Below are 25262 nucleotides of genomic sequence, written 5' to 3'. Positions count from 1 at the left end.
GCCCGGCCTGTGGACAACTGCGCCGGTCCATGAAGTTAGGGGAATTCACGAATGCTGTCCGACAACGTGCGTGCCGAGCTCGCCGCCGCGCTGGCCCAAGCTGAGCGCAGCCGGGTCGCGATGTCGCCGATGACCGACACCTACGCCGACATCGACGTCGTCGACGCGTACGAGATCCAGCTGCTCAACATTCGTCAGCGGGTCGCGGAAGGTGCCCGCGTGGTGGGACACAAGGTTGGCCTGTCCAGCGAGGCCATGCAGAAAATGATGAATGTGGATGAACCCGACTACGGGCACCTCCTCGACGACATGCAGGTATTCGAGGACAAGCCCGTGCTGACCTCGAAGTACCTGTTGCCGCGGGTCGAGGTCGAGGTCGGGTTCGTGCTTGCCGATGATCTGCCCGGCGCCGGCTGCACCGAGGACGACGTGCTGGCCGCCACCGCTGCGTTCGCGCCGGCCATCGAGCTGATCGACACCCGCATCACCAACTGGCAGGTCAAGTTGTGCGACACCATCGCCGACAACGCATCCTCGGCCGGCTGGGTGCTGGGCAAGGAGCGGGTGTCCCCGAAGGACATCGACATTCGGAACATCGACGCCGTGCTCAAGTGCAACGGCGAGGTACTGGGCGAGGGCCGCAGTGACGCGGTGCTCGGCAATCCGGTGACGGCGGTGGCCTGGCTGGCGCGCAAGGTCGATCAGTTCGGCGTGCGTCTCAAGGCCGGTGACGTGGTGCTGCCGGGTGCCTGCATGCGGGCGTTCGATGCCAAGCCGGGGGACGACTTCGTCGCCGAATTCGCCGGATTGGGTTCTGTCCACCTGTCTTTCGCGTAATACCCAAAGTTTCTGTAGAGGAGTGAGCATGCCGTCCAAAGCGAGCGTCGCGATCGTCGGCTCGGGAAACATCAGTACTGACCTGCTGTACAAGCTGCTGCGGTCGGACTGGCTCGAGCCGCGCTGGATGATCGGTATCGACCCGGAGAGCGAGGGCCTGGCCCGCGCCCGCAAACTCGGGCTGGAGACCAGCGCCGAAGGAGCGGACTGGCTGCTGGCGCAGAGCGAGAAGCCGGACTTCATCTTCGAGGCCACCAGCGCCTACGTGCACAAGGCGTACGCGCCGCGGTACGAGGAAGCCGGCATCCGGGCCATCGACCTGACGCCGGCCGCCGTCGGCCCGGGCGTCATCCCGCCGGCGAACCTGCGGGCGCACCTGGACTCGATGAACGTCAACATGGTCACCTGCGGTGGCCAGGCCACCATCCCGATGGTCTACGCGGTGAGCCGTGCCGTCGAGGCACAGGGGGGCGTGCCCTACGCCGAGATCGTCGCGTCGGTGTCGTCGGCCTCGGCCGGCCCCGGCACCCGGGCCAACATCGACGAGTTCACCAAGACCACCAGCGCCGGCGTGCGCGACATCGGTGGGGCGCGCGACGGCAAGGCCATCATCATCCTGAACCCGGCCGAACCGCCGATGATCATGCGCGACACCATCTTCTGCGCCATCCCCGAAGATGCCGACCACGCCGCCATCACGCAGTCGGTCAAGGACGTCGTCGCCGATGTACAGACCTACGTGCCCGGCTACCGGCTGCTGAACGATCCGCAGTTCGACGAGCCGTCGGTGGTCAACGGCGGTCAGCACGTCGTCAGCATCTTCGTCGAGGTGGAAGGTGCCGGCGACTACCTGCCGACCTACGCTGGAAATCTGGACATCATGACCGCCGCGGCCACCAAGGTGGGCGAGGAGATCGCCAAGGAAATCGTGGGAGTTAAGGCATGAGCACCGCACTGCAACCCGGAGACATCTTCTTCGACGCAGCCTGGGACGTCCGGATGACGGACACCTCGCTGCGCGATGGCTCGCACCACAAGCGGCACCAGTTCACCGGTGACGAGGTGCGCGCGATTGTCGGTGCCCTCGACAACGCCGGCGTCCCGGTCATCGAGGTCACGCATGGCGACGGGCTGGGTGGTTCGAGCTTCAACTACGGGTTCTCCAAGACCCCGGAGCAGGAGCTCATCACCATCGCGGCCGAGACCGCGAAGAACGCCAAGATCGCCTTCCTGATGCTGCCGGGCGTCGGCACCAAGGAAGACATCCGGATCGCGCAGGGCAACGGCGGCTCGATCTGCCGCATCGCCACGCACTGCACCGAGGCCGATGTCGCGATCCAGCACTTCGGCTTCGCCCGCGAGCTGGGCCTGGAGACCGTCGGCTTCCTGATGATGAGCCACACCATCTCTCCCGAGAAGCTGGCCGCGCAGGCCCGCACCATGGCCGACGCCGGCTGCCAGTGCATCTACGTGGTGGACTCCGCGGGTGCGTTGGTGCTCGAAGGTGTCGCCGACCGCGTCGGCGCGTTGGTCGCCGAACTCGGCAACGACGCGCAGGTCGGTTTCCATGGCCATGAGAATCTCGGTCTGGGCGTTGCCAATTCGGTCGAGGCCGTGCGTGCGGGTGCCAAGCAGATCGACGGTTCGTGCCGCCGGTTCGGTGCTGGTGCCGGTAACGCGCCGGTCGAGGCGCTGGTCGGCGTGTTCGACAAGATCGGCGTCAAGACCGGCATCGACTTCTTCGACATCGCGGACGCCGCGGAAGAGGTTGTCGCCCCGGCGATGCCGGCCGAGTGCCTGCTGGACCGCAACGCACTGGTGATGGGCTACGCGGGCGTGTACTCGAGCTTCCTCAAGCACGCGGTGCGCCAGGGCGAACGCTACGGCGTGCCCGCCCACGAGCTGCTGCTCCGTGTCGGCCAGCGCAAGCTGATCGGTGGCCAGGAGGACCAGCTGATCGACATCGCTCTCGAGATCCAGCGCGAGCGGGCTGAGGGTAAGGCCTGAGTTACTTCCCGCGAGCGGCCGTGTTTGTACGGCGACACACCGTGTTTTGCGTGCATTTTCAGGCCGCTCGCGGCGGGTGAGGGTGACGTAATTGCCCGCCACGACCACAACAAAACGCCGGTCGTCCCGAAAGGGACGGCCGGCGTTTTGCGTAGCCGGGTCAGCTGATGACGGAATCCGTCGCGGCCTCGCAGCGGGCCACCAGCTCGGCCAGTGCCGCCGGCAGCCGGTCGGCGATGGCCTGCGGATCCTTGACCTGATCAGTACAGGTGAGCACGCAGATCTGCATGCCGCCTTCGTAGCTCCAGCCGGTGATGTTCATGCCCATCGGGAAGACCAGCGGGCCGGTCGAGATCAGCTTCTCGACCGGGGCGCCGCCGAAGTACAACGTCTGCTGCGGGCCACGCATGTTCGACGCGATCATGCTGAACATCGGGCGCTTCTTGACCTTCGCCCCGATGGTCGGCAGCACCCGCGAGTAGACCTTGAACAGCGGCCAGTACTCCATCCAGTCGTGCTGTAGCCAGGCGTCGCGCTCGCTCTGCACTTCGCGGGCCGTGGCGGTGTTCGCCGAGATGGCTTTCAGCCGCGCCACCGGATCGGCGACGTTGGTCGCGAGTTCGACGTTCCAGCGGGCGACCTTGTTACCCCACCGGTCGCCGTCCTGCGGGCGCATCGACACCGGGACCACGGCGGTCATGGTGTCATCGCCGACGGGGCCGCGAGACGCCTGGTACTCGCGAAGGACGGTGCTGCACATGGCGAGAAAGACGTCGTTGACGCTCACGCTGAACGCCTTCGACACCCGCTTGATCTGATCCATCTCGACATTGACGAACGCAAAGCCGCGCCGGGCGGTCAGCGGCTCGTTGAACGGCAGGGCCGGCGGGATGAAGGCCTCGGCGTAACCGGGCTTGCCCGCCTTCTGCCGGTTCTGGATGGTGCGCGTGACCTTCGCCGTGCGCGCCAGGACCTTCGGGAATTTGGTCAGTGACCTGACCTGCTGGCGCGCCACCATCGGCAGCCACTCGGCGGTCGGTGGCCGGTGCTCGTCAGGCGCCGGGCGGGCCGACGGTTCGGGCAGCCGGTCGGTGGGGTCCTGGCTGTAGAACTGCTCGAGCAGGTTCAGCGACGCCATGCCGTCGGCCACCGCGTGGTGGATCTTCAGCACGAGCGCGACGCGGCCGCCCGCCAGACCGTCGATGTACCACATCTGCCAGGCCGGGCGGTCCCGGTCGAGCGGCTCTTCGAATAGTTTGGCGATCTCCGCGCCGAGCTCGCGATCGGTTCCCGGTGCGGCGGCGGTGGCGCGCTTCATGTGGTAGTTCAAGTCGCCGCGGGCGCGGGTGATCCACCACGGCCGGCCGGCACCGAACCGCGGCGACATCAGCTGCCACTGCAGGGGTTCGACGCGGTCGACGAGACCGGGCAGTGCGGCGCGCACGGCCTCGAAGGTGATGGGCTCGTGGCCCTGGGCCGGATCGAGTACGACGGCCTTGATGGTGTGCTGCGGCTGGACGGCACTCTCCCACGCCAGGAAGCTGTTGTCCTCGCCCGATAAACGTCGCATACATCACTATGAGGCCAAAAATGTGAGCCAGCGGACATGTTGTCTCGTTGATCGGGAACTACCTCTGAATTTCGGCTCACACCCCGTTTAGCGTGCTCACCATGAGCTGACTCGGCGTCGCGACGCGGAGCCCGAGGGCTCCGCCGGGTCGGTGTCTGACTGAATGGAGTAGGGATATGCAACTGAGGAACAGCCGGGTTCTGGTCACCGGTGCCAGCCGTGGTCTGGGCAGGAACATCGCGCAGGCGATGGCGCGCCGCGGTGCCGACGTCGCACTCGTCGCGCGCAACGCCGAGCAGCTCGAAGAGCTCGCAAAGGAGTTGGGCGGCAAGGCATATCCCGCCGACCTGATGGATCCGGCGGCGGTCGAGCAGCTGATCGGCCGTGTCGAGGCCGACGGGCCCGTCGACGTCATCATCAACAACGCCGGTGTGGACCGCGTCGGGCGCTTCTACGAGGCGTCGTCGGCGGACGTGCGAGACCTGTTGCAGGTCAACCTGATCGCCCCCATGGAGCTGTGCCGCCAGGCGATGCCGCTGATGATCAAGCGCGGCCGCGGCCACATCGTGAACGTGTCCTCGATGGGCGCCATCTCGACCGGGCCCGGCGTCACCCTGTACGGCGCCTCCAAGGCCGGGCTCAGCCACTTCACCGCCGGTATCCGCTCCGAGCTGCGCAACAAACCGGTCAACACCACGCTGGTGCAGATCGGTGAGGTCAAGACCGACATGATCGATCACATCCGGTCGTTCGGGCCGGCGCGCCGCACCATCGAACGGTCGCTCAAGTTCCGGATGATCCCGCAGGAGCCACTGGACGCCGACATGGTCGCCGAGGCCATCGCCGATGCCGTCGAGAAGGAGAAGAAGCACGTCATCCTGCCCAAGCGCATCGCGGCCATGGCATACCTCACCGAGACCCCGCGCCGGGTCTCCGAGCTCATGCTGACCGGCATCGACCAGGACAGCGACTAGTCATGAACCTGGCCGGCAAGGTCGCGATCATCACCGGCGCAGCGCGTGGTCAGGGTGAGGCCGAAGCGCGGCTGTTCGCCGCGCTGGGCGCGCAGGTGGTGCTCACCGACGTCCTGGTCGACGAGGGCGAGGCGGTCGCCGCGTCGATCGGCGCCGCCGCCCGCTTCCAGCGGCACGACGTCGGCAGCGAAAGCGATTGGCGGACAACGGTGGAGCTCGCCCTGTCTGAGTTCGGCCGCATCGACGCGCTGGTGAACAACGCGGCGATCTGCACCGTCGAACCGCTCCTGGACCACACCGCCGAATCGTGGGAGCGGCAGCTGCGCGTCAACCTGATCGGTCCGTTCCTGGGCACCAAAGCCGTCGTCGAACCCATGCGGGCCGCCGGCGGCGGCTCGATCATCAATGTGTCCTCACAGGCCGGCCTGCAGGGGCTGGCCGGCTACAGCGCCTACGGCGCGTCCAAGTGGGGTCTGCGCGGCTTCTCCAAGGTCGCCGCAATCGAATTGGGCCCCATGGGGATTCGGGTCAACACCGTCTACCCCGGCATGATCGACACCCCGATGGTGGCGCACCTGCCGATCGAACGCGGGCTCGGCGGGCACCCGGGTGCGCCGCTGACCCGCGTCGGTGCGCCCGAGGAAGTCGCCGAAGTGGTGGCTTTCCTGGCGTCGGACGCGTCGTCGTACATGACGGGCGCGGATCTGGCGGTCGACGGCGGCGCGAGCGCGGGCCGGATCCCGGTCGTCCCGACCCAGCCACAAGCGACGTAGCGAGCGACTTGTCAGACTTCCCCGGCAAGATGGGCGCATGGCCGGGGACGAATCCACACTGGCGCCGGAGCGCCGGCGGCGGGCCGGGTCGATGGAACTGTTGCTCATCGCCCTCACCGCACTGGCGCTGTCGGGTTCCTGGGTCAGCGGTGTCCTGACCGACCATGCCCGCCTGGCCGCCGCGGCCACGGTGTTCTGCGGCGTCTTCGTGCAGGCCCTGCCGTTCCTGGTGCTGGGCGTCATCGTCAGTGGCCTCGTGGCCGCATACCTCACCCCGGAGCGGCTGGCCCGCCTGCTGCCGCGCCGGCCGGCGCTCGCGGTGGCGGTGGCGGGTGTCGGCGGTGCCGCGCTGCCCGGTTGCGAATGCGGCTCGGTGCCCGTGGCGCGCCGGTTGTTCAGCGGGGAGACGGCCGGGGCCGCCCTGACGTTCATGCTGTCCGCACCGGCGATCAACCCGGTGGTGCTGGTGGCGACGGCCGTCGCCTTCCCCGGCCAGCCGCAGATGGTGGTGGCGCGGTGTGTGGCATCGCTGCTGACCGCGGTGGTGATGGGGCTGCTGTGGCAGCGCTGGGGCCGCGCCGAATGGGTGACCCGCACGCTGCCCGCCCACCACGACGAGGACGCATCGCGCTTCACCGTCTTCACCGAGGCGGCCCGGCACGACTTCCTGCAGTCCGCGGCCTATCTGGTGGTCGGCGCCGGTGCGGCGGCGGTGCTGCGCGCGGCCGTGCCGTCGTGGGTGTTCGAGCAGGTGGCCGGCAACCTGGTGGTCGGCGTCGTGACCATGGCGCTGCTGGCCGTCGTGCTGGCGCTGTGTTCGGAGGCCGACGCGTTCGTCGCGGCGAGCCTGACCATGGTCCCGCTGGTGCCGCGCCTGGTGTTCCTGGTGGTCGGCCCCGCGGTGGACGTCAAGCTGTTCGCGATGCAGGCCGGCGTGTTCGGCCGGCCGTTCGCCGTGCGATTCGCGCCGGTGACGCTGGCGGTCGCCACTGCCTGTGCGACGACCGTCGGGCTGCTGCTGCTCGGGGGTGCGTCGTGAGCCGGGAAACCCAGAACATCCTGATGCTGTTGATCGGGCTGAGCACGGGCCTGATCGCGGTGAAGGGCACCTACCTGAATTTCGTGAAACCCGCGCTGTTCCCGTGGCTGGTCCTGGCGGCCGTCCTGTTGGTGGCGCTCGCTGTGGTGTGCCTGGTGCGGGACCTGCGCCACGGGCCGCCGGGTGGACATCACCACCGCGGACTGCTGGCATGGCTGCTGCTCATCCCGGTGGCGCTGACCGCGTTCGTCAGCGTGCCGCCGATGAGCGCCGTCGGTGCCGAGACCGTCACCGCAGCGGTGGCCCCGCCGAAGCGGGCCTTCCCACCGCTGCCGGCCGACGGCGCGGTGTCGCTGCCGGAGGTCGTGCTGCGGGCGGCCGCTGATTCCACGAAAAGCCTTGAGGGGCGGACCATCACCGTAACCGGGTTCACCATGGGCGACGACCTGGCCCGCGTCGTGATCGTGTGTTGCGCCGCCGACGCGCAACTGGCCCGCATCCACCTGACCGGCGCCCTCGGATCGCACCCGAAAGACACCTGGCTGAAGGTGCAGGGCAAGGTGGTACCCGGGACCTCCAATCCGTCCACGAATTTCGTCCCGACCATGGAAGTGACCAGTGCCGAGCCAATCCCCAAGCCCCGCAACACCTACGCGTACTGACGCGCAGGCCCTGCTCGAACAGCTCGCCGGCCCCGGCGCGGTGCTGCGCGACGACCAGTGGGTGGCCATCGAGGCCCTGGTGGTCCAGGGCCGCCGAGCGCTGGTGGTGCAGCGCACCGGGTGGGGCAAGTCCGCGGTGTACTTCATCGCCGCCAAGCTGCTGCGGGCCGCCGGCCGCGGCCCGACCGTCATCGTCTCGCCGCTGCTGGCCCTGATGCGCAACCAGGTGGCGTCAGCCGAACGCGCGGGCGTCCGCGCCGCCACCATCAACTCCAGCAATGTCACCGAATGGGACGAGGTGCACCAGCGGGTCGCCTCCGGCGACCTCGACGTGCTGCTGGTCAGCCCGGAGCGGTTGAACAACCCCGATTTTCGCGACGCTGTCCTGCCCGCGTTGGCCGCCGATGCCGGCCTGGTCGTCGTCGACGAGGCGCACTGCGTCTCCGACTGGGGCCACGACTTCCGGCCCGACTACCGGCGCATCCGCACCCTGATCGGTGAATTGGGTTCGGGCATACCGGTTCTCGCCACCACCGCGACCGCCAATGACCGCGTGGTGCAGGATGTCGCCGCGCAGCTGGGCGTCGGGGGCGGCGATACCCTGGTGCTGCGCGGTGGCCTGGACCGGGAATCACTGCGCCTGTCCGTAGTGCACGCCGGGGGACCGGCGCAACGGGCGGCATGGCTTGCGGCGCATCTGGATTCGCTGCCCGGCTCGGGCATCGTCTACACCCTGACGGTGTCGCAGGCCCACGACATCGCCGCGCTGCTGCGCGAGCAGGGCCACACCGTCGCCTCCTACACCGGTTCCACCGAGGCCGCCGAACGCGAACAGCTGGAAGCCGACCTGCTGAACAACCGGGTCAAGGCGCTCATCGCCACCTCGGCGCTGGGCATGGGCTTCGACAAACCGGACCTGGGCTTCGTCGTGCACCTGGGCGCGCCGTCGTCACCCATTGCGTACTACCAGCAGGTCGGCCGTGCCGGCCGCGCCACGTCCAGCGCCGAGGTGATCCTGCTGCCGGGCAAAGAGGATGCCGACATCTGGCGGTACTTCGCATCGGTCGCCTTCCCGTCGGAAGCCTTGGTCCGCAAGGTGATCGGTGAACTCGAGCCGGACCGCGCACTGTCCACCGCGGCCCTGGAACCGTTGGTCGACCTCAACCGGTCGCGGCTCGAGATGGTGCTCAAGGTGCTGGACGTCGACGGTGCGGTGCGCCGCGTCAAGGGCGGCTGGATCAGCACCGGCGAGCCGTGGTCGTACGACGAGGAGCGCTACCGCAACCTGGACGCCGCGCGGCAGCGCGAGCAGCAGGCCATGCTGGACTACCAATCGACCACAGAGTGCCGAATGGTGTTCCTGCGCAGCCAACTCGACGATCCCGAGCTCGACGGCCGCGGCTGCGGCCGGTGCGACAACTGTGCGGGTGCGCGCTACACCGCCGACGTCGATGCCGAGGCGGCGTCGACGGTGCGCGATCAGCTCATGCGGCCCGGCGTGGAGATCGCCCCGCGCAAACAGTGGCCGACGGGCCTCGGTTCCCTGGGAATCGGGTTGTCCGGCCGCATATCCGGCGGTGCCGAGCCGGGGCGGGTCATCGGGCGACTGACCGACCTGGGGTGGGGTGCCCGGCTGCGCCAGTTGCTCGACGGGACCGACGGTGAAGTGCCCGACGCCGTCGTGCAGGCGGCCGTGGCGGTCCTCAAGGCCTGGAACTGGAAAGAACGTCCGGTGGCGGTGATGGGTCTGGACTCCGAGCGCCGTCCGCAGTTGATCGGCTCGCTGGTCACCCGGCTGGCGGAGCTGGGCCGGCTGCAGAACCTGGGCACGCTGTACTACCGGCCGCAGCGACGTCCGGTGACGGCGGCGAACTCGGCGTATCGGGTTGCGGCGCTGGTGGATTCGTGGGAGGTGCCCGCGCTGGACGTGAACGGTCCGGTGCTGCTGGTCGACGATCTGGTCGACACCGGGTGGACCATGACCATGGCGACGCAGGTGTTGCGCACCGCCGGCGCACCCGCAGTGCTGCCGTTCGCCCTGGCGTCGGTCAGCTGACCTGCCGGCGCAGCCCGAGCTGGTCGACCACAGGGTCGACGCCGACCAACTCGATATCGTTGCGGCGCAAGGTCTTCCACTGGTCGCGCGTCATGGTGAACTCCAGCATGGTGTCGAAAACCCCGCGCCGTGATTGCCGAGACGAGCCGGTCTGTACGTAGGGCAGCGACCGCGTGACGCCGAGTGACGCTGCGTTGTCGTGCCATGCGGCGGTGCGGGCGACGTCGGCGTCGAAACCGGCGAAGATCAGCTGCAGCGCGGCCGTGCGCATCTCCCGGCCCAGGCCGCGGCCCTGATGGCGGCGGCCCAGCCACGAGCCGGTGGACACGGTCCGGCGGGCGGGAAAGCCGTCGGCGGTCACCGTGCAGACGCCCACGGCGTCGTCGCCGACGATGACGGCCATCGGCACGTCCCAGTGCTCCGTCGACACCTCGGCGCGGGTCTGCCGGAAGTACTGGACGGTGTTGCGTTCCAGTTCGGGGGAGACCGCGTCGGTCCACGGGACCGAGAACGGCATGGTGGCCGGATCGTGGATGCCCTGGGCGGCCAGCCGGGCGAGTTCGTCGGCCAGTTCGTCGGTCACATGGCAGAGCCGCAGAACCGGAGTGATCACCTCCAGTTCCGCCAGGGGCCAGGGCGAAGGGCGCATGCCCCAATACCAGCACAGCCGAGCTAATTCACGAAAGCGAATATTTGCCGCTTCAAGCCACGCTGACCTGCAACTTTCGTCGCTTGTGTAACAGCTGCACCGGGTCGAGCGAAACACCCCCAGAGGCCGGGGAAGACGGATGCGGCCAGGACAAAGGAGGATTCCATGACTCGTGCCGTGACGTTCGGCCGTTCCACCCTCGGCTTCATCGCCCTGGGCGCCGCCTGTGCCGCCCTTGTCGTGCCGCGGGCATCGGCCGATCCCGTGAGCCCGACGTCGCCGACGACGTCGGCCACCGCGTCGCCGACCACGACCGCGACCACCGCCGCGACGCCGACCACCTCGGCGACGCCCACCACGTCCGCCACGGCGCCGTCGACCACGACGACCACCACCGTCGCCCCGGCCGCCACCGTCGCCGACTGCAGCACCGCGACGCTCGCCAAGACCATCAGCTCGGTCACGCTGCAGTTGTCGGACTACTTCGCCGCGCACCCGGATGCCGACGCCGCGCTGCTCGACGCCACCCGGCAGTCGGCGTTCGCCGCCATGAGCCAGTTCGACAACTACTTCAAGGCCCACCCCGACGAGGCCGACGCGCTGCGCGGCATTCAGGCTCCGCTGGCCGCCTTCAAGGACCGCTGCGGCCTGCAGGTCGCGCCGACCGACGCGCTGGCCGTCCTCAACGGCGTCTAGCCGTCACTGGCCGAACTCACGTCCGGCCGGGCTGGGAGCCGCCGAGTTGCGCCGTCAGCGTCGCGGCGGCGGCCACCAGCCCGCGTGCTCGCTTACTGATCTCCGCGTCGGTCAGGGCATGGCCGATCTGCAGTGACAGCACCATCACCTGGCGTTGGTGGTGGTCGAACACCGGCGCTGCGATGACGCTGATGTCGTGCTTGGCGCGCCCGCCCGTCGCCGCGCTCGATTCGCTCGGCAGGTACACGCGCTCGCCGATGTCGGAGACGAGTTCGCCCAGCAGCACCCGTAATTCGTCGGGCAGGTTGCTCGACATGCCGGCCATCATGGCGTACAGCCGCCTGCCGCCCGGTGTCAGCCGCTCGACGAGATAGCCCGATTCGCGGCACTCGGCGATCACCCGTTCCAGTCGCGCGCTGTCGGTGCGCAGCGGGATCGTCGGCTCCTTGGCGAGCCAGTCGCGCACCGCGCGCTCATCCCACAGCACGAACATCAGGCCGACCGGCGGCGCGAACGGGTAGCTCTGCCCGACCTGTACCGGCTCCGGACTGCCGTGCGGGGCAACGAGTTCCAGTAGCGTGATGCGGTCATCGACGACAGCCGACAGGGCCGCCGTCGCGTTGAAGGCCTCCGACAGCCGGCGCAGTTCCGCCCGCGCGGCCGGACTGATGCGCATGGACTCCTGTGCGGTGTGGCCCAGCGTGATCAACCGCGGGCCCAGCCGGTAGGTCTTCTCGGCCGCATCACGTACCAGGTAACCGGCGTCGGCGAGCGTGGTGACGATGCCCAGGCAGGTGGGCTTGCTGAGGTCGACGCGGCGCGCCAACTCGGACAGCCCGAATTGTTCCTGGGGGTGACTGGCCAGGAAATCCAGCACCGCGACGACGCGGGCGGTGGGCGGCGACGCGCGGCCGGTGTCGGTCATGGCTAGGAATGTACGACATCGGTCCAAATATGGACCGTTGTGTCGGGGCGGGGAGTCGGGGGGAGGATCGAGGCGAAGCCGCAGGTCGAGCGGCACGACGGTAGTGCGCGGCATTGACGACAACTGGAACACGTTCTACTCTTCAGTCGGAATATCTACCGATGCGTTCCAATATTGGAACGGAAGGGTGTTGACCGTATGTTCACGCAGTCGTTCGTCGACGCCGTCGCCGAGGCGGAGCGCCTCGTCGCCGCGGCGCCGTTCATCGAATCCGAGGCCGATCTGCTCGAAGGCCTGCAATACCTCGCCGGTTGTATCGCGTCGTGCACCCACGTTGCGTTCGACTACGACAAGGACCACCCGTTCCTGCACAGCGGCACCGGCCCGTTCGAGAAGATGGGCCTCGACAACCCCGACACCATGTACTTCGGCACTCGCGTGCAGCCGGGTCACGAGTACGTCGTCACCGGTCGTCGCGGCACCACGACCGACGTGAGCTTCCAGCTGCTCGGCGGTGAATACACCGACGCCAACGTGCCGGACAGTGAGACGGCGTTCGACGACCGCAAGCTCGACATCGCCGCCGACGGCACGTTCGAGTGGCGGTTCACCCCGGCCACCCCGGCGCAGCTGGTGATCCGCGAGGTCTACAACGACTGGTCGGCACAGCGCGGTTCGTTCGCGATCTCCCGCACCGACACCGCGGGCACCGCACCCGAGCCGTTGACCCGTGAGCTGATCGAGAAGCGGTACGCCGTCGCCGGCAAGCAGCTGGTGCAGCGCGTCAAGACCTGGCTGCAGTTCCCGAAGTGGTTCTACGACAACCTGCCGGTCAACACCCTCACCGCGCCGCGGCTGACCCCGGGTGGGCTGGCCACCCAGTACTCGTCCGTCGGGCACTACGACATGACGCCCGACCAGGCCATGGTCATCACGCTGCCGGTGACGGACGCGCCCTACCTCGGCTTCCAGCTCGGCAGTCTCTGGTACATCTCGCTGGACTACATCAATCACCAGACGTCGCTGAACGGCACTCAGGCGCAGGCGGATCCGGACGGCAAGATCCGGATCGTGGTGTCGGAGAACAACCCCGGCGTGACCAACTGGTGCGAGACCCTCGGCCACGCCAGGGGCTACCTGCAGTTCCGCTGGCAGCGGGTGTCGCGCGAGCTGACGGCCGAGGACGGCCCGACGTGCGAGGTCGTGGGTCTCGACGAGGTGGCCTCGAAGCTGCCGTTCTACGAGACCAACAAGATTTCCGAAGAAGATTGGCGCGCGCGGATTGCACTGCGCCAGAAGCTTATTGGCGAGAGGATGGTGGGCTGACCGTGAGTGGACTGCTCGATGGAAAGGTCGTGGTGATCAGCGGTGTCGGGCCTGGGCTCGGAACGACGCTGGCGCGCCGATGTGCGGAGAACGGTGCCGACCTGGTGCTGGTGGCCCGCACGGTGGAACGGCTCGAGGTCGTCGCCAAGGAGGTGACGGAGCTGGGCCGGCGCGCGCTGGTGGTGGGCGCCGACATCACCGACGAGGAGCAGGTCGCCAATGTGGTGGCCCGTACCACGGAGGAGTTCGGTAAGGCGGACGTGTTGATCAACAACGCGTTCCGGGTGCCGTCGATGAAGCCCTTCGCGAACACGACCTTCGAGCACATGCGCGATGCGATCGAGCTGACCGTGTTCGGTGCGCTGCGCATGACGCAGGGCTTCACCCCGGCGCTCGAGACGGCCAAAGGCTCTGTGGTGAACGTGAATTCGATGGTCGTGCGGCATTCGCAGGCCAAGTACGGCGCCTACAAGATGGCGAAGTCGGCGCTGCTGGCCATGTCGCAGACCCTCTCGACCGAGCTGGGCGAGAAGGGCATCCGCGTGAACTCCGTGATGCCGGGCTACATCTGGGGCGAAACCCTGGAGGGTTACTTCAGCCATCAGGCGAAGAAGTACGGCACCACCGTCGAGCAGATCTACGCGGCGTCGGCCGCCGGCTCCGACCTGAAGCGGTTGCCGACCGAGGACGAGGTGGCTTCTGCCATCCTGTTCCTGGCCAGCGACCTGGCCAGTGGCATCACCGGTCAGTCGCTCGACGTCAACTGCGGGGAGTACAAGGCATGAGCGCACTTCGGACCAACGTCGGCACTGTCGAGGACCTGCACGCCTCGGCCGTCAAGGCCTGCGGCCTGGACGACTTCGGTGGCGACGACGACAACTATCTGGAAGCCCTTGGCGTGCTGCTGGATTCGTACCAGCGCGAGGCCGACCTGACCGAGCTCGGCAGCAAGATGCAGCGGTTCTTCACCCGCAACGCGCTGGTGGCCCGCCTGGTGTCCAACGCCGCGTTCAAGCAGTACCCGCAGCACGCCGATGTGCCGATCGAGCGGCCGATCTTCGTCACCGGCCTGCCGCGCACCGGCACGACGGTGATCCACCGGCTGCTGACGGCCGACCCGCGACACCAGGGCCTGGAGATGTGGCTGGCCGAGTTCCCGCAGCCACGGCCACCGCGCGAAACCTGGCCGGACAACCCGGTTTTCAGTGCCCTCGATGCGCGGTTCAAGCAGGCTCACGAGGAGAACCCGGACTACACGGGCCTGCACTTCATGACGGCCGACGAGGTCGAGGAATGCTGGCAGCTGCTGCGTCAGTCGCTGCACTCGGTCTCCTACGAGACGCTGGCGCACGTCCCGTCGTACGCGCAGTGGCTGGCCCGGCAGGACTGGACGAAGTCCTACCAGCGGCACCGCAAGAACCTGCAGTTGATCGGGCTGAACGAGCCCGAAAAGCGTTGGGTGCTCAAGAATCCCAGCCACCTGTTCGCGCTGGATGCGCTGTTCAAGGTGTACCCGGACGCGTTGGTGGTGCAATGCCACCGGCCGGCCGAGACCATCATGGCGTCGATGTGCTCGCTCGCGCAGCACACGACGGAGGGTTGGTCGAACACGTTCACCGGCAAGGTGATCGGTGACGACTCGATGGAGACGTGGTCGCGCGGCCTCGAGCTGTTCAATGCCGAACGGGCCAAGCATGATCCCAAGCAGTTCTGCGACGTCGACTACTTCGAGTTCATCAAGGACCCCGTCGGCGCCGTCGAGGGCATCTACCGCACGTTCGGCATCGAGTTCACCGATGCCGCACGCCAGGCCATCACCGAGAGCCACGCGCAGAGCCAGCAGGGTCCGCGCGCGCCGAAGCACACCTACTCGCTGTCCGACTACGGGCTGACCGAGGAGCAGGTCAAGGAGCGCTTCGCCAATCTGTAGCGGCCGGACGATCGCGAAAACCCCCTGAATCAACCGATTCAGGGGGTTTTCGCGTTTCTGTGCGAGAGAAACTCAGCCGTCGCCGGGGGAGGGCGCGGTGGAGAACTCCTCCAGGCATCCCTCGGCGACCGCGTGCTTGATGCTGTCGGACATCTTGGGGCACGAGCGGCTGCGACTGGGATCGCCGCCTTCGGCGCGGATCTCGCTGAAATATGCGCACCGCTGCGTCGCCTCCGAATTCCACTGCACCGCAGTGTGTTCCGGACCCAACTTCTTCACCGAGACCGTCGAGTGGCAGAACCGGCAGTCGACCGGAGCCAGACCCGAGGTCAGGTACCGCTGCCGGTCGGCCGCGGTGGCTTCACGAACCGCGGCCAGGCGCACCGGGTCACCGGCGAAATCCGGTGCCTTGGACCAGGATCCGTTCGCCGGCGCATCGGATGCGGGATGGGCATGGTCGTCGTCTTCGCCGTGACCCATCAGCTGCAGCATCGAACGGGCCAGGCTCTCGGCTTCGTCGGCGGTGCCGACAAATGGGCTCCGAGCCTGATCCCGCTCGCTGTGCTGGGGCATCAGCTGGACTGCTCTGCTGATTCCTTGGCCTCGGCCTGCAGGCGCAGGTTCTCGGCCACTTCGCCCTGCCACTTCTCGTTGGCGACCGTGGTGTCGATCTCCAGCTCGAAGCGGTCGGTCATGTCCGGGGTGATGTCGGCGACGTCAACGTAGAACTGCTGGTACCAGCGGCGCATCTGGTAGACGGCGCCGTCTTCTTCGACCAGCAGCGGGTTGTCGATGCGGGTCTTGTGCTTCCAGATTTCGACGTCCTGCAGGAAGCCCTTGCTGACCCCGTCGGTCATGGCGTCGGCCAGCTTCTGGGTGGTCTTTTCGTCCATGCCCTTGGGCTTTTCGACGATGACGCCCCACTGCAGCACGAACGCGTCCTGGCTGACCGGGTAGTGGCAGTTGATCAGGATCGACTCGGCCTTGTAGCCGCTGTAGTTGTTGTGCAGCCAGTTGATCATGAACGACGGCCCGAAGTACGAGGCCTCCGAATCCAGGTGCGCCTCGCCGTACTGGGTGCCCATGCCACCGATGTCCGGCCGGCCCACGTTGTGCAGGTACTGGCTGGCGATGTGGCCTTCGAAGACGTTCTTGAAGTACGTCGGCAGGCCGTAGTGGATGTAGAAGAAGTGCGCCATGTCAGTGACGTTGTCGATGATCTCGCGGCAGTTGCTGCCCTCGATCAGCAGCGAGTTCCACTGCCAGTCGGTCCAGTTGTCACTGTGGAATTCGGGGATCTCGGGGATCCGCACCTCTTCCTGAGGCGGGTTGCCCTCGTGGTCGTGCCACACGAAGAGCAGGCCGCCACGGACGTCGGTGTGCCAGGCGCGGGTACGGGCCAGGCGCGGCGTGCGCTTGGCGTAGGGCACCAGCTGGCACTTGCCGTCGCCGCCCCAGCGCCAGTCGTGGAACGGGCATGCGACCGCATCCCCCTTGATGGTGCCCTGCGACAGGTCACCGCCCATGTGGCGGCAGTAGCCGTCCAGGATTTTCAGGTCACCCTTCGAGTCCGCGAACACCACCAACTTGGTGCCGAACGCCTCGAACGAATGCGGCTTGCCGTCCAGGAAGTTCTTCACAGGACCCACGCAGTGCCATCCACGGGCAAAGCGGTCCGGCAGCACGCCGGTATCGATCTCGCGAACCCCCGCGGTTTCGGTGCTCACCTTGGCCTCCCAATCTGTGCCTAGTAACTAGAACACGTTACAGTTTTTCCTCGGTGCAGCGCAATGCAAGCGTCCCCACCTGCGGTGTATTGCGAGGGCGAGCGAAGCGACGGGGTAGGTTCTGTCCATGCCGCTTTACTCCTTCGAGGGCCGGAGCCCGGTCGTCGACCCCACGGCGTTCATCGCCCCCACCGCCGTGCTGATCGGCGATGTTCGTGTCGAAGCCGGGGCCTCGGTGTGGTTCAACGCGGTTCTGCGCGCCGATTACGCGCCCGTCGTCATCCGCAACGGTGCAAACGTGCAGGACGGGTCGGTGCTGCACGCCCCTCCCGGCATTCCGGTCGACATCGGGCCCGGCGCGACCATCGCACACCTGTGCGTCGTGCACGGCGCACACGTCGGTGCCGAAGCACTCATCGCCAACAACAGCACCATCCTCGACGGCGCGGTGATCGGCCGCCGCAGCCTGGTCGCAGCCCATTCGCTTGTGGTCGCCGGAACCAAGATCCCCGACGAAGTGCTGGTCGTCGGCTCGCCGGCCAAGATTCGCGGCCCGATCTCCGGAACCGGCGCCGAGACGTGGATCAACACCAATCCGCAGGCCTACCGCGAGCTCGCCGAGCGCTACCTGACGGGTCTCGAAGAGCTGTAGCGCCCGTATTTCGTGGAAATCTGACATTCGGGCCGACGTTCGGCCAAGACTGGGCGCATGAAGCTGCCGCTCGTCGTCCTGGCCGGTGCCTCCATCGCGCTGACGGCTCCGTCCGCGCACGCCGCGCCGCCACCCAACTTTCCCGACTTCACGGGCTTCAACGTCGTCACGTCGACCCATTTGGCGACGTACCAGCGCACCGATCAGCAGGTGGTGAAGTTCTCGACACCCGACGGCCTGGCATGCCTCATCAGCGCGCTGGGCGGCGTGGCGCCGAGCGTGCGGTGCTACGGCCCGGTGCCGGGGACGACGGGCCTGCCTGTCACCGCCGATCCCAACGCCAAGGCGCCCCGTGATTTCGGGGTGGCGCAGCTGCACGCGGCCAACGAGGGCACGATCAGCAACTACCGCGGCGACTACCCGACCGATCTGGCCGGCGCACCACTACTCGCGCCGGGGGAGAAGGTCACTCTGACGACGATGACGTGCGGCGTGGTGGCCGGTGGCGTCACCGCCTGCATCGACTCCACCGGCGGCGGCCACGGTTTCGTCCTGCAGCCGTCGGGCTCCTGGACCTTCTAACGAGCGATTTGTGCACGATTTTCCGCGGCCAGCGCGGAAAATCGTGCACAAATCACGAGGTACGCGGCGCTTCCCAGAAGGCGCGCAGCGCCAGGAGTTGCCCGGCTTCGTTGGCGCGGTACGTGAAGACGCCGTGGGTGGTGAAGTCGTGCCCGCCGATGGTGGTCACGATGTTGCCGACGTTGGCTTCCTCGTCACCGCACTGGTAGGTGGTCTCGAAGTTGAACACGAGACTGTCGGTGGGCGCGATCGCCTTGTCCCAGAAGGCCGAGATGGCTTCCTTGCCGCGGTGCCCCTTGCCCTCGGGATCCAGGAACGACGGCCCGATCGGGTCCTGCACGATGGCGTCGTCGGCGAAGTTGGCCAGCCAGGCCTCCTTGTCGCGGGCGGCCACGGCATCGCGGGACCGCTTGCCGGCCAGGTGCGCGGGGTGATTCGGATCGGAAACCGTCATGTCAGTTCTTTCCGGGCTTGTCGCTCGAGACGACCCACATCGAGTAGTACTGTGCGCCACCGCCGTACGCGTGGCCCAGCGCCTTACGGGCGCCCTCGACCTGGTGGTCACCGGCCTTGCCCATGACCTGGATGGCCGACTCGGCGAAGCGGATCATGCCGGATGCGCCAATGGGATTCGACGACAGCACACCGCCGGAGGCGTTGAACGGAATCCGACCACCGATGGCCGTCTCGCCGGCCTCGGTCAGCTTCCAGCCTTCGCCCTCGGGCGCGAAGCCCAGGTTCTCCAGCCACATCGGCTCGTACCAGGAGAACGGCACATAGACCTCGGCACAGTCGATTTCGTCGATCGGGCTGGTAATCCCGGCGTCGCGCCAGAGGGCAGCGGCCGCGTCGCGGCCGGCCTGCGGGTTCACCTGGTCACGGCCCGAGTAGGCCAGCGGTTCGGTGCGCAGCGCGGTCGCGTGGATCCACGCCACCGGGTGCCCCTCGGCGACGCGGGCGTCGGCCACCTCCTCGTTGCCGATGACCAGGGCGGCCGCGCCGTCCGACGACGGGCAGGTCTCATCGAAACGGATTGGGTCCCACAGCATCTGCGACGACATCACCTTCTCGACGGTGATGTCGGGCTGGTGCAGGTGCGCCAGCGGGTTCTTGGCGCCGTTGAGCCGGTCCTTGACCGCCACCATGGCACCGATGTGCTCCGGCGCGCCCGACCGGCGGATGTAGGCGCGCACGTGCGGGGCGAAGTAACCGCCCGCGCCGGCGCCGACGGGCTTGGTGAACGGCACCGGAATCGACAATGCCCACATGGCATTCGACTCGGACTGCTTCTCCCACGCCATGGTCAGGACACGGCGATACTTGCCGGACTTGACCAGGCTGGCGGCGACGATCGCGGTCGAGCCACCCACCGAACCGGCGGTGTGCACGCGGATGAGCGGCTTGTTGGTGGCGCCGGTGGCGTCGGCCATGAACAGCTCGGGCATCATCACGCCCTCGAAGAAGTCCGGTGCCTTGCCGACGACGACGGCGTCGATGTCGGCCATCGTGCAACCGGAATCCGCGAGCGCGCGGTCGATGGCCTCGCGCACCAGGCCGTTCATCGAGACGTCGGAACGCTTGGCGACGTACTTGGTCTGTCCCGTACCGAGGACGGCAGCTTTGTTCGCCATCAGTTCTTACCCTCCAGGACGGCAATCAGATTCTGTTGCAGCGCAGGACCACTCGTGGCGTGGGCCAGGACGCGGTTCGCCGAGCCGTTGAAGATGTGCTCGGCGGCGAAGCCGATGCGCTCCAGGCCGGCGGAGAACATCGGGTTCGCGGCCAAGGCGCCACCCGACGGGTTGATCTTGGTCGAGTCCTTCAGCCCGATCGCCTCGGTGAGGATCAGCTGCTGGTGGCTGAACGGCGCGTGCAACTCGGCGATGTCGATGGAACCGGTGTCGCCACCGGTGGCGGCGGCGGCCGAAGCGGCGGTCGACGTCGACACCGTGAGATCACGGGCACCCAGGATCGGCGTCTCGATGCGGTGCTCGAAACCGGTGATCCAGGCGGGGTTTTCGCGCAGCTCGCGCGCCTTGTCGGCCGAGGCCAGCACGATCGCCGACGCGCCGTCGGTGATCGGCGCGATGTCGTGACGGCGCAGCGGGTCGGCGAAGAACGGCCGCGACAGCAGCTCGCTCACGCTGGCCGCGGACTCGAGGCGGTCGACGCGCTCGGCGACGGCAAACGAGTCCAGCGCCACCTGCGCCATCTGCTCGGCGGTCCACTTACCGGCGTCCAGGCCGAACCGGGCCTGCAGGCCTGCCATCGAGACGGCGTCCGGCCACAGCGGCGAGACGGTGTACGGGTCGGTCTGCAGGGCCAGCACCCGGCGCAGGTTGCCGGCGCTGCCCTTGCCGAAGCCGTAGACCAGCGCGGTGTCGACCTCGCCCGTCAGGATTTTGATGTAGGCCTCGTACAGCGCCCAAGCGGCGTCCATCTCGACGTGCGACTCGTTGATCGGCGGCACCGCGCCGATCGAGTCGATGGCGGAGATGAACGAAAACGCCCGGCCGGCAAGGTAATCCGAGGAGCCCGAGCACCAGAAACCGATATCGGTCTGCTGCAGGCCCAACTCGGTGAACAGCTTGGCAAAGCACGGCATCAGCATCTCGACGCCGTTCGTGGTGCCGTCGGTGCGGCGCACATGCGGGGCATGCGCGAACCCGACGACCGCTACTTCACTGGAAGTCATTGTGGCCCTTTACAGGTGGTGCTTGTACGAGTCGTAGTCGGCGTCGGGTTCGCCGGATGGTTTGAAGTGCGAGATGTTGTCGATGCCCAGCCCCCACTCCTCGCGGGGCTTCCACACCGCCTGGACCCGCATGCCCATCCGGACGTCGGCCGCGTCGATCTCGGTGACCAGGTGCAGGAACGGGATGTCGGCACCGTCGAGCAGCACGTAGGCGGCGACGTACGGCGGCTTGATGCGCTGACCCGGGAACGGGATGTTGATGATCGCGAAGGTGGTGACGGTGCCGCGGTCGGGCAGCTCGACGAACTCGTCGAGAACCATGCCGGTGGCCGGGTCGGCCTCCTTCGGCGGGAACAGCACCGGGCCGGGCTTGCCGTCGCGGCCGACCTTGGTGCGGCCACCGAGCAGCTTGCCCTCCTGCAGACCGCGCAGGAAGGTGCTCTCGGGAAGTGAAGCGGTGTGCTGGATTTCGATGGACGACGGCGAGACCAGCATGGTCACCGGGTCGCGGTCGTCGGCCGGCAACGGTTCTTCGGCGTCTTCACCGGGCACGAAGTACGCGATGTCCGTGATGGCGCCGACGGGCTCGTCGACCCAGTGCGCGCGGACGCGATCGCCGGACTTCAATGACCCCTCAGGCGCGTCGACGGCGTGCAACAGCGGGGTGTCCGCGCCGTCGAGCTTGATGAGCGCCCAGGCGAATGGGCGCTGCAGGGGCTGGCCTTCCAGCGGCTCGGGCTGCCAGGTCCACGACACCACGGTGCCGACACTGGAAACCGGAACCACCTCGGTCAGGGCCTCGTACGTGACAGGGTCATACTCGGCGGGCGGGACGTGTACCCGGCCGTCCGAACCGCGGGTGCCGACGATGCGTCGTCCGCGCAGCGCGGTGAAGAACTGACTCAGGACCGGACCGACTGAACGGGTGTAGTCGAATGACAGTTTCAGCGGAGCCGAAAGGGGCGGCTCATGGCCTGTCATCTGGGCTGGGCTGCTTTGGCTAACGCTCACGGCATCGAGTAGAACAGGTTCTAACAATCGTGGCAAGCACGTTCGGAAAGGCGACCCCATGAAACTCGGTTTGCAGCTCGGATACTGGGGCGCCAAGGCGCCCACCGACCACGCGACGCTCGTCGCCGCCGCGGAGGAAGCCGGTTTCGACACCGTCTTCACCGCGGAGGCCTGGGGCTCGGACGCCTACACCCCGCTGGCCTGGTGGGGCCGGGAAACCACGCGGATGCGCCTGGGCACCTCGGTGATCCAGATGTCGGCCCGCACCCCCACGGCGTGCGCCATGGCGGCCCTCACGCTCGACCACCTGTCGGGCGGTCGGCACATCCTCGGCCTCGGCGTCTCGGGGCCGCAGGTCGTCGAGGGCTGGTACGGCCAGAAGTTCCCGAAGCCGCTGGCCCGCACCCGCGAGTACATCGACATCCTGCGCAAGGTATGGGCCCGCGAGGCCCCGGTGACGAGCGACGGCCCGCACTACCCGCTGCCGCTCTCGGGTGAGGGCACGACGGGTCTGGGCAAGCCGCTCAAGCCGATCACGCATCCGCTGCGCGCGGACATCCCGGTGATGCTGGGCGCCGAAGGCCCCAAGAACGTCGCGCTGGCCGCCGAGATCGCCGACGGGTGGTTGCCGATCTTCTACTCGCCCCGGATCTCCGGCATGTACAACGAATGGCTCGACGAGGGCTTCGCGCGCGCCGGCGCTCGCCGGACCCGCGAGACGTTCGAAATCTGTGCCACCGCACAGATCATCGTCACCGACGACCGGCCGATGGTCATGGAGATGATGAAGCCGCACCTGGCGCTCTACATGGGCGGCATGGGTTCGGAGGACACCAACTTCCACGCCGAGGTGTACCGCCGCATGGGCTACTCCGAGGTCGTCGACGACGTCACCAAGCTGTTCCGCAGCGACCGCAAGGACGAGGCGGCCAAGGTCATTCCGGACGAGTTGGTCGACGACTCCGCGATCGTCGGCAACCTGGACTACGTCAAGGAACAGATCAAGGCCTGGGAAGCCTCGGGCGTGACGATGATGGTCGTCGGGGCCAAGTCGGTCGAGCAGATCAACCAGCTGGCTGAATTGGTCTAGTTTCCCTCGCGAACAGACGTAAAACTGTCGTTTTGGGCTGTCGACGTGCAGTTTTGCGTCTGCTCGCAAAGTTGGCAGTAGACACTTATTGCAAAGTGTCTATAACGTGTTCTAGATTTGTGCTGTGACAGACGCCACCGAGTCCGCACCGTCGCAGCATGTCATTGCCGGCACCGTGCTGACCATGCCCGTGCGCGTCCGTAAGGCGACGCAGCACATGGCGATGTTCTCGGTGGACGCCGATGCCGCGCAACGCATGATCGACTACAGCGGCCTGCAGGTGTGCCGGTTTCGCCCGCGCCGGGCGGTGGCCGTGCTGATGCTGATGCACTACGTCGACAGCGACCTCGGCGAGTACTACGAGTACGGCACCAACATCATGGTGAACCCGCCCGGCTCGAACGCCTCGGGCCTGCGCGCCCTGCAGTCCGCCGGCGCCTTCATCCATCACCTGCCCGTCGACCAGGCCTTCACGCTGGAGGCCGGCCGATCGATCTGGGGCTATCCGAAGGTCATGGCGGACTTCGCCGTCCGTGACGGGAAGAACTTCGGCTTCGACGTCACCATCGACGGCCGGTTCGCCGTCGGGATGGACTTCCGGCCCGGCCTGCCGGTGCCCGCGCCTTCGAAACCCCAGGCGCCCCCGACCTATTCGCACCTCGACGGTGTCAGCCGCGAGACCGTCGGCGTGATGAGACCGTCCGGCGTGCGCTATCGGCCCGGGGGCGTGACGGTGCGCCTCGGTGACCACCCGTACGCCCGGGAATTGGCGGCCCTCGGATTGCCGAAACGCGCCATGCTCTCGGGTTCCGCTGACAACGTAGACATGACCTTCGCCGACGCTCAGGAGATCAAGTGACCAGTGTTATCACCCGCCCCGACGTTGACCTGGCCGACGGCCGGTTCTATGCCGACCGGGCAGCCGCGCACGAGGCGTACCGGTGGATGCGGGCCAACGAGCCGGTGTTCCGGGACCGCACCGGACAGGCCGCGGTGACGACCTACCAGTCCGTCCTCGACGCCGAGCGCAATGCCGAGCTGTTCTCCAACGCCGGCGGCATCCGCCCCGACCAGCCGGGGATGCCGTACATGATCGACATGGACGATCCGGCACACCTGTTGCGGCGCAAGCTCGTCAACGCCGGCTTCACCCGCAAGCGCGTCATGGACAAGGTGCCGTCGATCGGGCGTCTGGTCGATGCGCTGATCGACAACGTCTGCGAGAAGGGCGAGGCCGACTTCGTCCGCGACCTGGCGGCCCCGCTGCCCATGGCCGTCATCGGCGACATGCTCGGCGTGGTGCCCGAAGAGCGCGAGATGTTGCTCGACTGGTCCGATGAGCTGGTGTCGGGGCTGTCGTCGCACCTGGACGAGACGTCGATCCAGAAGCTGATGGAAACCTTTGCGGCATACACCGCTTTCACCATGGACGTCATCAAGGACCGGCGGGCCAACCCGACCGACGACCTGTTCTCGGTGTTCATCAACTCCGAGGTCGAAGGTCAGCGGCTGAGCGATGACGAGATCGTCATGGAGACACTGCTGATCCTGATCGGCGGCGACGAGACCACGCGGCACACGCTGTCCGGCGGCACCGAGCAGCTGATGCGCAACCGCGACCAGTGGGACCGCCTCGTCGCGGATCCGTCGCTGATGCCCGGCGCGATCGAGGAGATGCTGCGCTGGACCTCGCCCATCAAGAACATGTGTCGCACGCTGACCGCGGACACCGTCTTCTACGGCACCGAGCTGAAGAAGGACGAGAAGGTCATGCTGATGTTCGAGTCGGCGAACTTCGACGGTGACCAGTTCGAGAACCCGGACGAATTCCACATCGACCGGAATCCCAACAGCCACTTGGCTTTCGGCTTCGGCACCCACTTCTGCATGGGCAACCAGCTGGCCCGGCTGGAGCTGCGCCTGATGACCGAGCGGCTGCTCCAGCGGCTGCCCGACCTGCGTCTGGCCGACGGTGCGGACATTCCGCTGCGCGCCGCCAACTTCGTCAGCGGCCCCGAGGCCATGCCGGTGGTCTTCACCCCGACTGCGCGGGTGCTCTGA

General features: G+C 67.5%; 26 protein-coding genes. 17 read left to right on the top strand and 9 right to left on the bottom strand.

The features are described from left to right. The first annotated feature begins 51 nt into the window (after window positions 1-51). From ACJH6J_RS06210 to dmpG, 3 genes are read left to right on the top strand one after another with little or no spacing between them, the layout of a single operon-like run. Window positions 52-837, top strand: a complete 786-nt coding sequence (locus ACJH6J_RS06210) for a 2-keto-4-pentenoate hydratase (RefSeq protein ID WP_020100790.1) — start codon at window positions 52-54, stop codon at window positions 835-837. A 28-nt stretch (window positions 838-865) separates the two neighbouring features. Continuing rightward, window positions 866-1783 (top strand): acetaldehyde dehydrogenase (acetylating), encoded by a 918-nt coding sequence (locus tag ACJH6J_RS06205; RefSeq protein ID WP_133426440.1) that lies wholly within the window; start codon window positions 866-868, stop codon window positions 1781-1783. Next, a complete protein-coding gene (dmpG, locus tag ACJH6J_RS06200; protein ID WP_406803696.1) occupies window positions 1780-2844 on the top strand; it encodes a 4-hydroxy-2-oxovalerate aldolase in 1065 nt (354 codons plus the stop codon). Before ACJH6J_RS06205 ends, dmpG begins: the two co-directional genes overlap by 4 nt. A gap of 160 nt (window positions 2845-3004) precedes the next feature. Here the strand turns inward: dmpG and ACJH6J_RS06195 are convergent, their stop codons facing one another. Continuing rightward, a complete protein-coding gene (locus ACJH6J_RS06195) occupies window positions 3005-4414 on the bottom strand; it encodes a wax ester/triacylglycerol synthase family O-acyltransferase (protein WP_406803695.1) in 1410 nt (469 codons plus the stop codon). A 176-nt stretch (window positions 4415-4590) separates the two neighbouring features. Here ACJH6J_RS06195 and ACJH6J_RS06190 point away from each other — a divergent pair, with 176 nt between their 5' ends. The 5 genes from ACJH6J_RS06190 to ACJH6J_RS06170 are packed head-to-tail and all read left to right on the top strand — an operon-like array spanning window position 4591 to window position 9918. Next, entirely contained in the window at window positions 4591-5388 is a 798-nt protein-coding gene (locus tag ACJH6J_RS06190; RefSeq protein ID WP_318985455.1) for an SDR family NAD(P)-dependent oxidoreductase, read from the top strand. Between the two features lie 2 nt (window positions 5389-5390). Next, window positions 5391-6161 carry a glucose 1-dehydrogenase gene (locus tag ACJH6J_RS06185; RefSeq protein ID WP_406803694.1) on the top strand — a complete coding sequence of 257 codons (771 nt, stop codon included), beginning with the start codon at window positions 5391-5393 and terminating at the stop codon, window positions 6159-6161. A 37-nt stretch (window positions 6162-6198) separates the two neighbouring features. Beyond that, window positions 6199-7200: a permease gene (locus tag ACJH6J_RS06180; RefSeq protein WP_406803693.1), complete on the top strand. Its 1002-nt coding sequence runs from the start codon at window positions 6199-6201 to the stop codon at window positions 7198-7200. Beyond that, a complete protein-coding gene (locus ACJH6J_RS06175) occupies window positions 7197-7862 on the top strand; it encodes a TIGR03943 family putative permease subunit (RefSeq protein ID WP_406803692.1) in 666 nt (221 codons plus the stop codon). Before ACJH6J_RS06180 ends, ACJH6J_RS06175 begins: the two co-directional genes overlap by 4 nt. Beyond that, a complete protein-coding gene (locus tag ACJH6J_RS06170) occupies window positions 7819-9918 on the top strand; it encodes a RecQ family ATP-dependent DNA helicase (protein ID WP_406803691.1) in 2100 nt (699 codons plus the stop codon). The genes ACJH6J_RS06175 and ACJH6J_RS06170 overlap by 44 nt, the downstream gene beginning before the upstream one ends. On the opposite strand, the gene ACJH6J_RS06165 is transcribed toward ACJH6J_RS06170, so the two are convergent. Beyond that, window positions 9911-10567 carry a GNAT family N-acetyltransferase gene (locus ACJH6J_RS06165; protein ID WP_406803690.1) on the bottom strand — a complete coding sequence of 219 codons (657 nt, stop codon included), beginning with the start codon at window positions 10565-10567 and terminating at the stop codon, window positions 9911-9913. The genes ACJH6J_RS06170 and ACJH6J_RS06165 overlap by 8 nt on opposite strands. 165 nt (window positions 10568-10732) lie before the next feature. On the opposite strand from ACJH6J_RS06165, the gene ACJH6J_RS06160 reads away from it, so the two are divergent. Next, a complete protein-coding gene (locus tag ACJH6J_RS06160) occupies window positions 10733-11263 on the top strand; it encodes a hemophore-related protein (protein WP_141772274.1) in 531 nt (176 codons plus the stop codon). Between the two features lie 16 nt (window positions 11264-11279). On the opposite strand, the gene ACJH6J_RS06155 is transcribed toward ACJH6J_RS06160, so the two are convergent. Then, window positions 11280-12188, bottom strand: a complete 909-nt coding sequence (locus tag ACJH6J_RS06155) for an IclR family transcriptional regulator (protein WP_406803689.1) — start codon at window positions 12186-12188, stop codon at window positions 11280-11282. Window positions 12189-12386: 198 nt separating this feature from the next. Between ACJH6J_RS06155 and ACJH6J_RS06150 the strand changes: the two genes are divergently transcribed. The 3 genes from ACJH6J_RS06150 to ACJH6J_RS06140 are packed head-to-tail and all read left to right on the top strand — an operon-like array spanning window position 12387 to window position 15444. After that, on the top strand, window positions 12387-13514 hold the full coding sequence (locus tag ACJH6J_RS06150; protein ID WP_406803688.1) for a hypothetical protein: 1128 nt from the start codon (window positions 12387-12389) through the stop codon (window positions 13512-13514). Between the two features lie 2 nt (window positions 13515-13516). Next, the gene (locus tag ACJH6J_RS06145) at window positions 13517-14299 is read left to right on the top strand and encodes an SDR family oxidoreductase (protein ID WP_406803687.1); all 783 of its coding nucleotides are present in this window, start codon (window positions 13517-13519) and stop codon (window positions 14297-14299) included. Continuing rightward, window positions 14296-15444, top strand: coding sequence for a sulfotransferase family protein (locus ACJH6J_RS06140; protein WP_406801596.1), 1149 nt, complete (start codon window positions 14296-14298; stop codon window positions 15442-15444). The genes ACJH6J_RS06145 and ACJH6J_RS06140 overlap by 4 nt, the downstream gene beginning before the upstream one ends. Window positions 15445-15516: 72 nt before the next feature. Here ACJH6J_RS06140 and ACJH6J_RS06135 read toward each other — a convergent pair whose 3' ends face one another. Then, window positions 15517-16017: a hypothetical protein gene (locus ACJH6J_RS06135; protein ID WP_406803686.1), complete on the bottom strand. Its 501-nt coding sequence runs from the start codon at window positions 16015-16017 to the stop codon at window positions 15517-15519. Beyond that, on the bottom strand, window positions 16017-17171 hold the full coding sequence (locus tag ACJH6J_RS06130; protein ID WP_346416046.1) for a Rieske 2Fe-2S domain-containing protein: 1155 nt from the start codon (window positions 17169-17171) through the stop codon (window positions 16017-16019). Before ACJH6J_RS06130 ends, ACJH6J_RS06135 begins: the two co-directional genes overlap by 1 nt. 127 nt (window positions 17172-17298) lie before the next feature. On the opposite strand from ACJH6J_RS06130, the gene ACJH6J_RS06125 reads away from it, so the two are divergent. Beyond that, window positions 17299-17823, top strand: coding sequence for a gamma carbonic anhydrase family protein (locus ACJH6J_RS06125; protein WP_318985468.1), 525 nt, complete (start codon window positions 17299-17301; stop codon window positions 17821-17823). A gap of 57 nt (window positions 17824-17880) precedes the next feature. Continuing rightward, complete coding sequence (locus ACJH6J_RS06120; protein WP_406803685.1) at window positions 17881-18405, top strand: hypothetical protein; 525 nt, start codon at window positions 17881-17883, stop codon at window positions 18403-18405. 52 nt (window positions 18406-18457) lie between these two features. Here the strand turns inward: ACJH6J_RS06120 and ACJH6J_RS06115 are convergent, their stop codons facing one another. Genes ACJH6J_RS06115 through ACJH6J_RS06100 form a run of 4 tightly spaced genes read right to left on the bottom strand, consistent with a single transcriptional unit; the run spans window position 18458 to window position 22111 of the window. After that, the gene (locus ACJH6J_RS06115) at window positions 18458-18859 is read right to left on the bottom strand and encodes a nuclear transport factor 2 family protein (protein WP_020100770.1); all 402 of its coding nucleotides are present in this window, start codon (window positions 18857-18859) and stop codon (window positions 18458-18460) included. 1 nt (window position 18860) lies between these two features. Then, on the bottom strand, window positions 18861-20036 hold the full coding sequence (locus ACJH6J_RS06110) for a thiolase domain-containing protein (RefSeq protein WP_406784561.1): 1176 nt from the start codon (window positions 20034-20036) through the stop codon (window positions 18861-18863). Beyond that, window positions 20036-21100, bottom strand: a complete 1065-nt coding sequence (locus ACJH6J_RS06105; RefSeq protein WP_406803684.1) for a thiolase domain-containing protein — start codon at window positions 21098-21100, stop codon at window positions 20036-20038. Before ACJH6J_RS06105 ends, ACJH6J_RS06110 begins: the two co-directional genes overlap by 1 nt. A gap of 9 nt (window positions 21101-21109) precedes the next feature. Further along, window positions 21110-22111 carry a Zn-ribbon domain-containing OB-fold protein gene (locus ACJH6J_RS06100; RefSeq protein WP_406803683.1) on the bottom strand — a complete coding sequence of 334 codons (1002 nt, stop codon included), beginning with the start codon at window positions 22109-22111 and terminating at the stop codon, window positions 21110-21112. Between the two features lie 58 nt (window positions 22112-22169). Here ACJH6J_RS06100 and ACJH6J_RS06095 point away from each other — a divergent pair, with 58 nt between their 5' ends. The 3 genes from ACJH6J_RS06095 (at window position 22170) to ACJH6J_RS06085 (ending at window position 25262) form a co-directional block, all read left to right on the top strand. After that, window positions 22170-23201 (top strand): LLM class F420-dependent oxidoreductase, encoded by a 1032-nt coding sequence (locus ACJH6J_RS06095; RefSeq protein WP_406784564.1) that lies wholly within the window; start codon window positions 22170-22172, stop codon window positions 23199-23201. Window positions 23202-23385: 184 nt separating this feature from the next. After that, the gene (locus ACJH6J_RS06090; RefSeq protein ID WP_212814568.1) at window positions 23386-24060 is read left to right on the top strand and encodes an acetoacetate decarboxylase family protein; all 675 of its coding nucleotides are present in this window, start codon (window positions 23386-23388) and stop codon (window positions 24058-24060) included. Beyond that, window positions 24057-25262: a cytochrome P450 gene (locus ACJH6J_RS06085; RefSeq protein ID WP_406775237.1), complete on the top strand. Its 1206-nt coding sequence runs from the start codon at window positions 24057-24059 to the stop codon at window positions 25260-25262. The genes ACJH6J_RS06090 and ACJH6J_RS06085 overlap by 4 nt, the downstream gene beginning before the upstream one ends.

The organism is Mycobacterium sp. SMC-18, from assembly GCF_045310895.1.
GTDB lineage: Bacteria > Actinomycetota > Actinomycetes > Mycobacteriales > Mycobacteriaceae > Mycobacterium.
The sequence above is the reverse complement of the archived record's forward strand: the minus strand, read 5'-3'. Positions and strand labels throughout refer to the sequence as shown.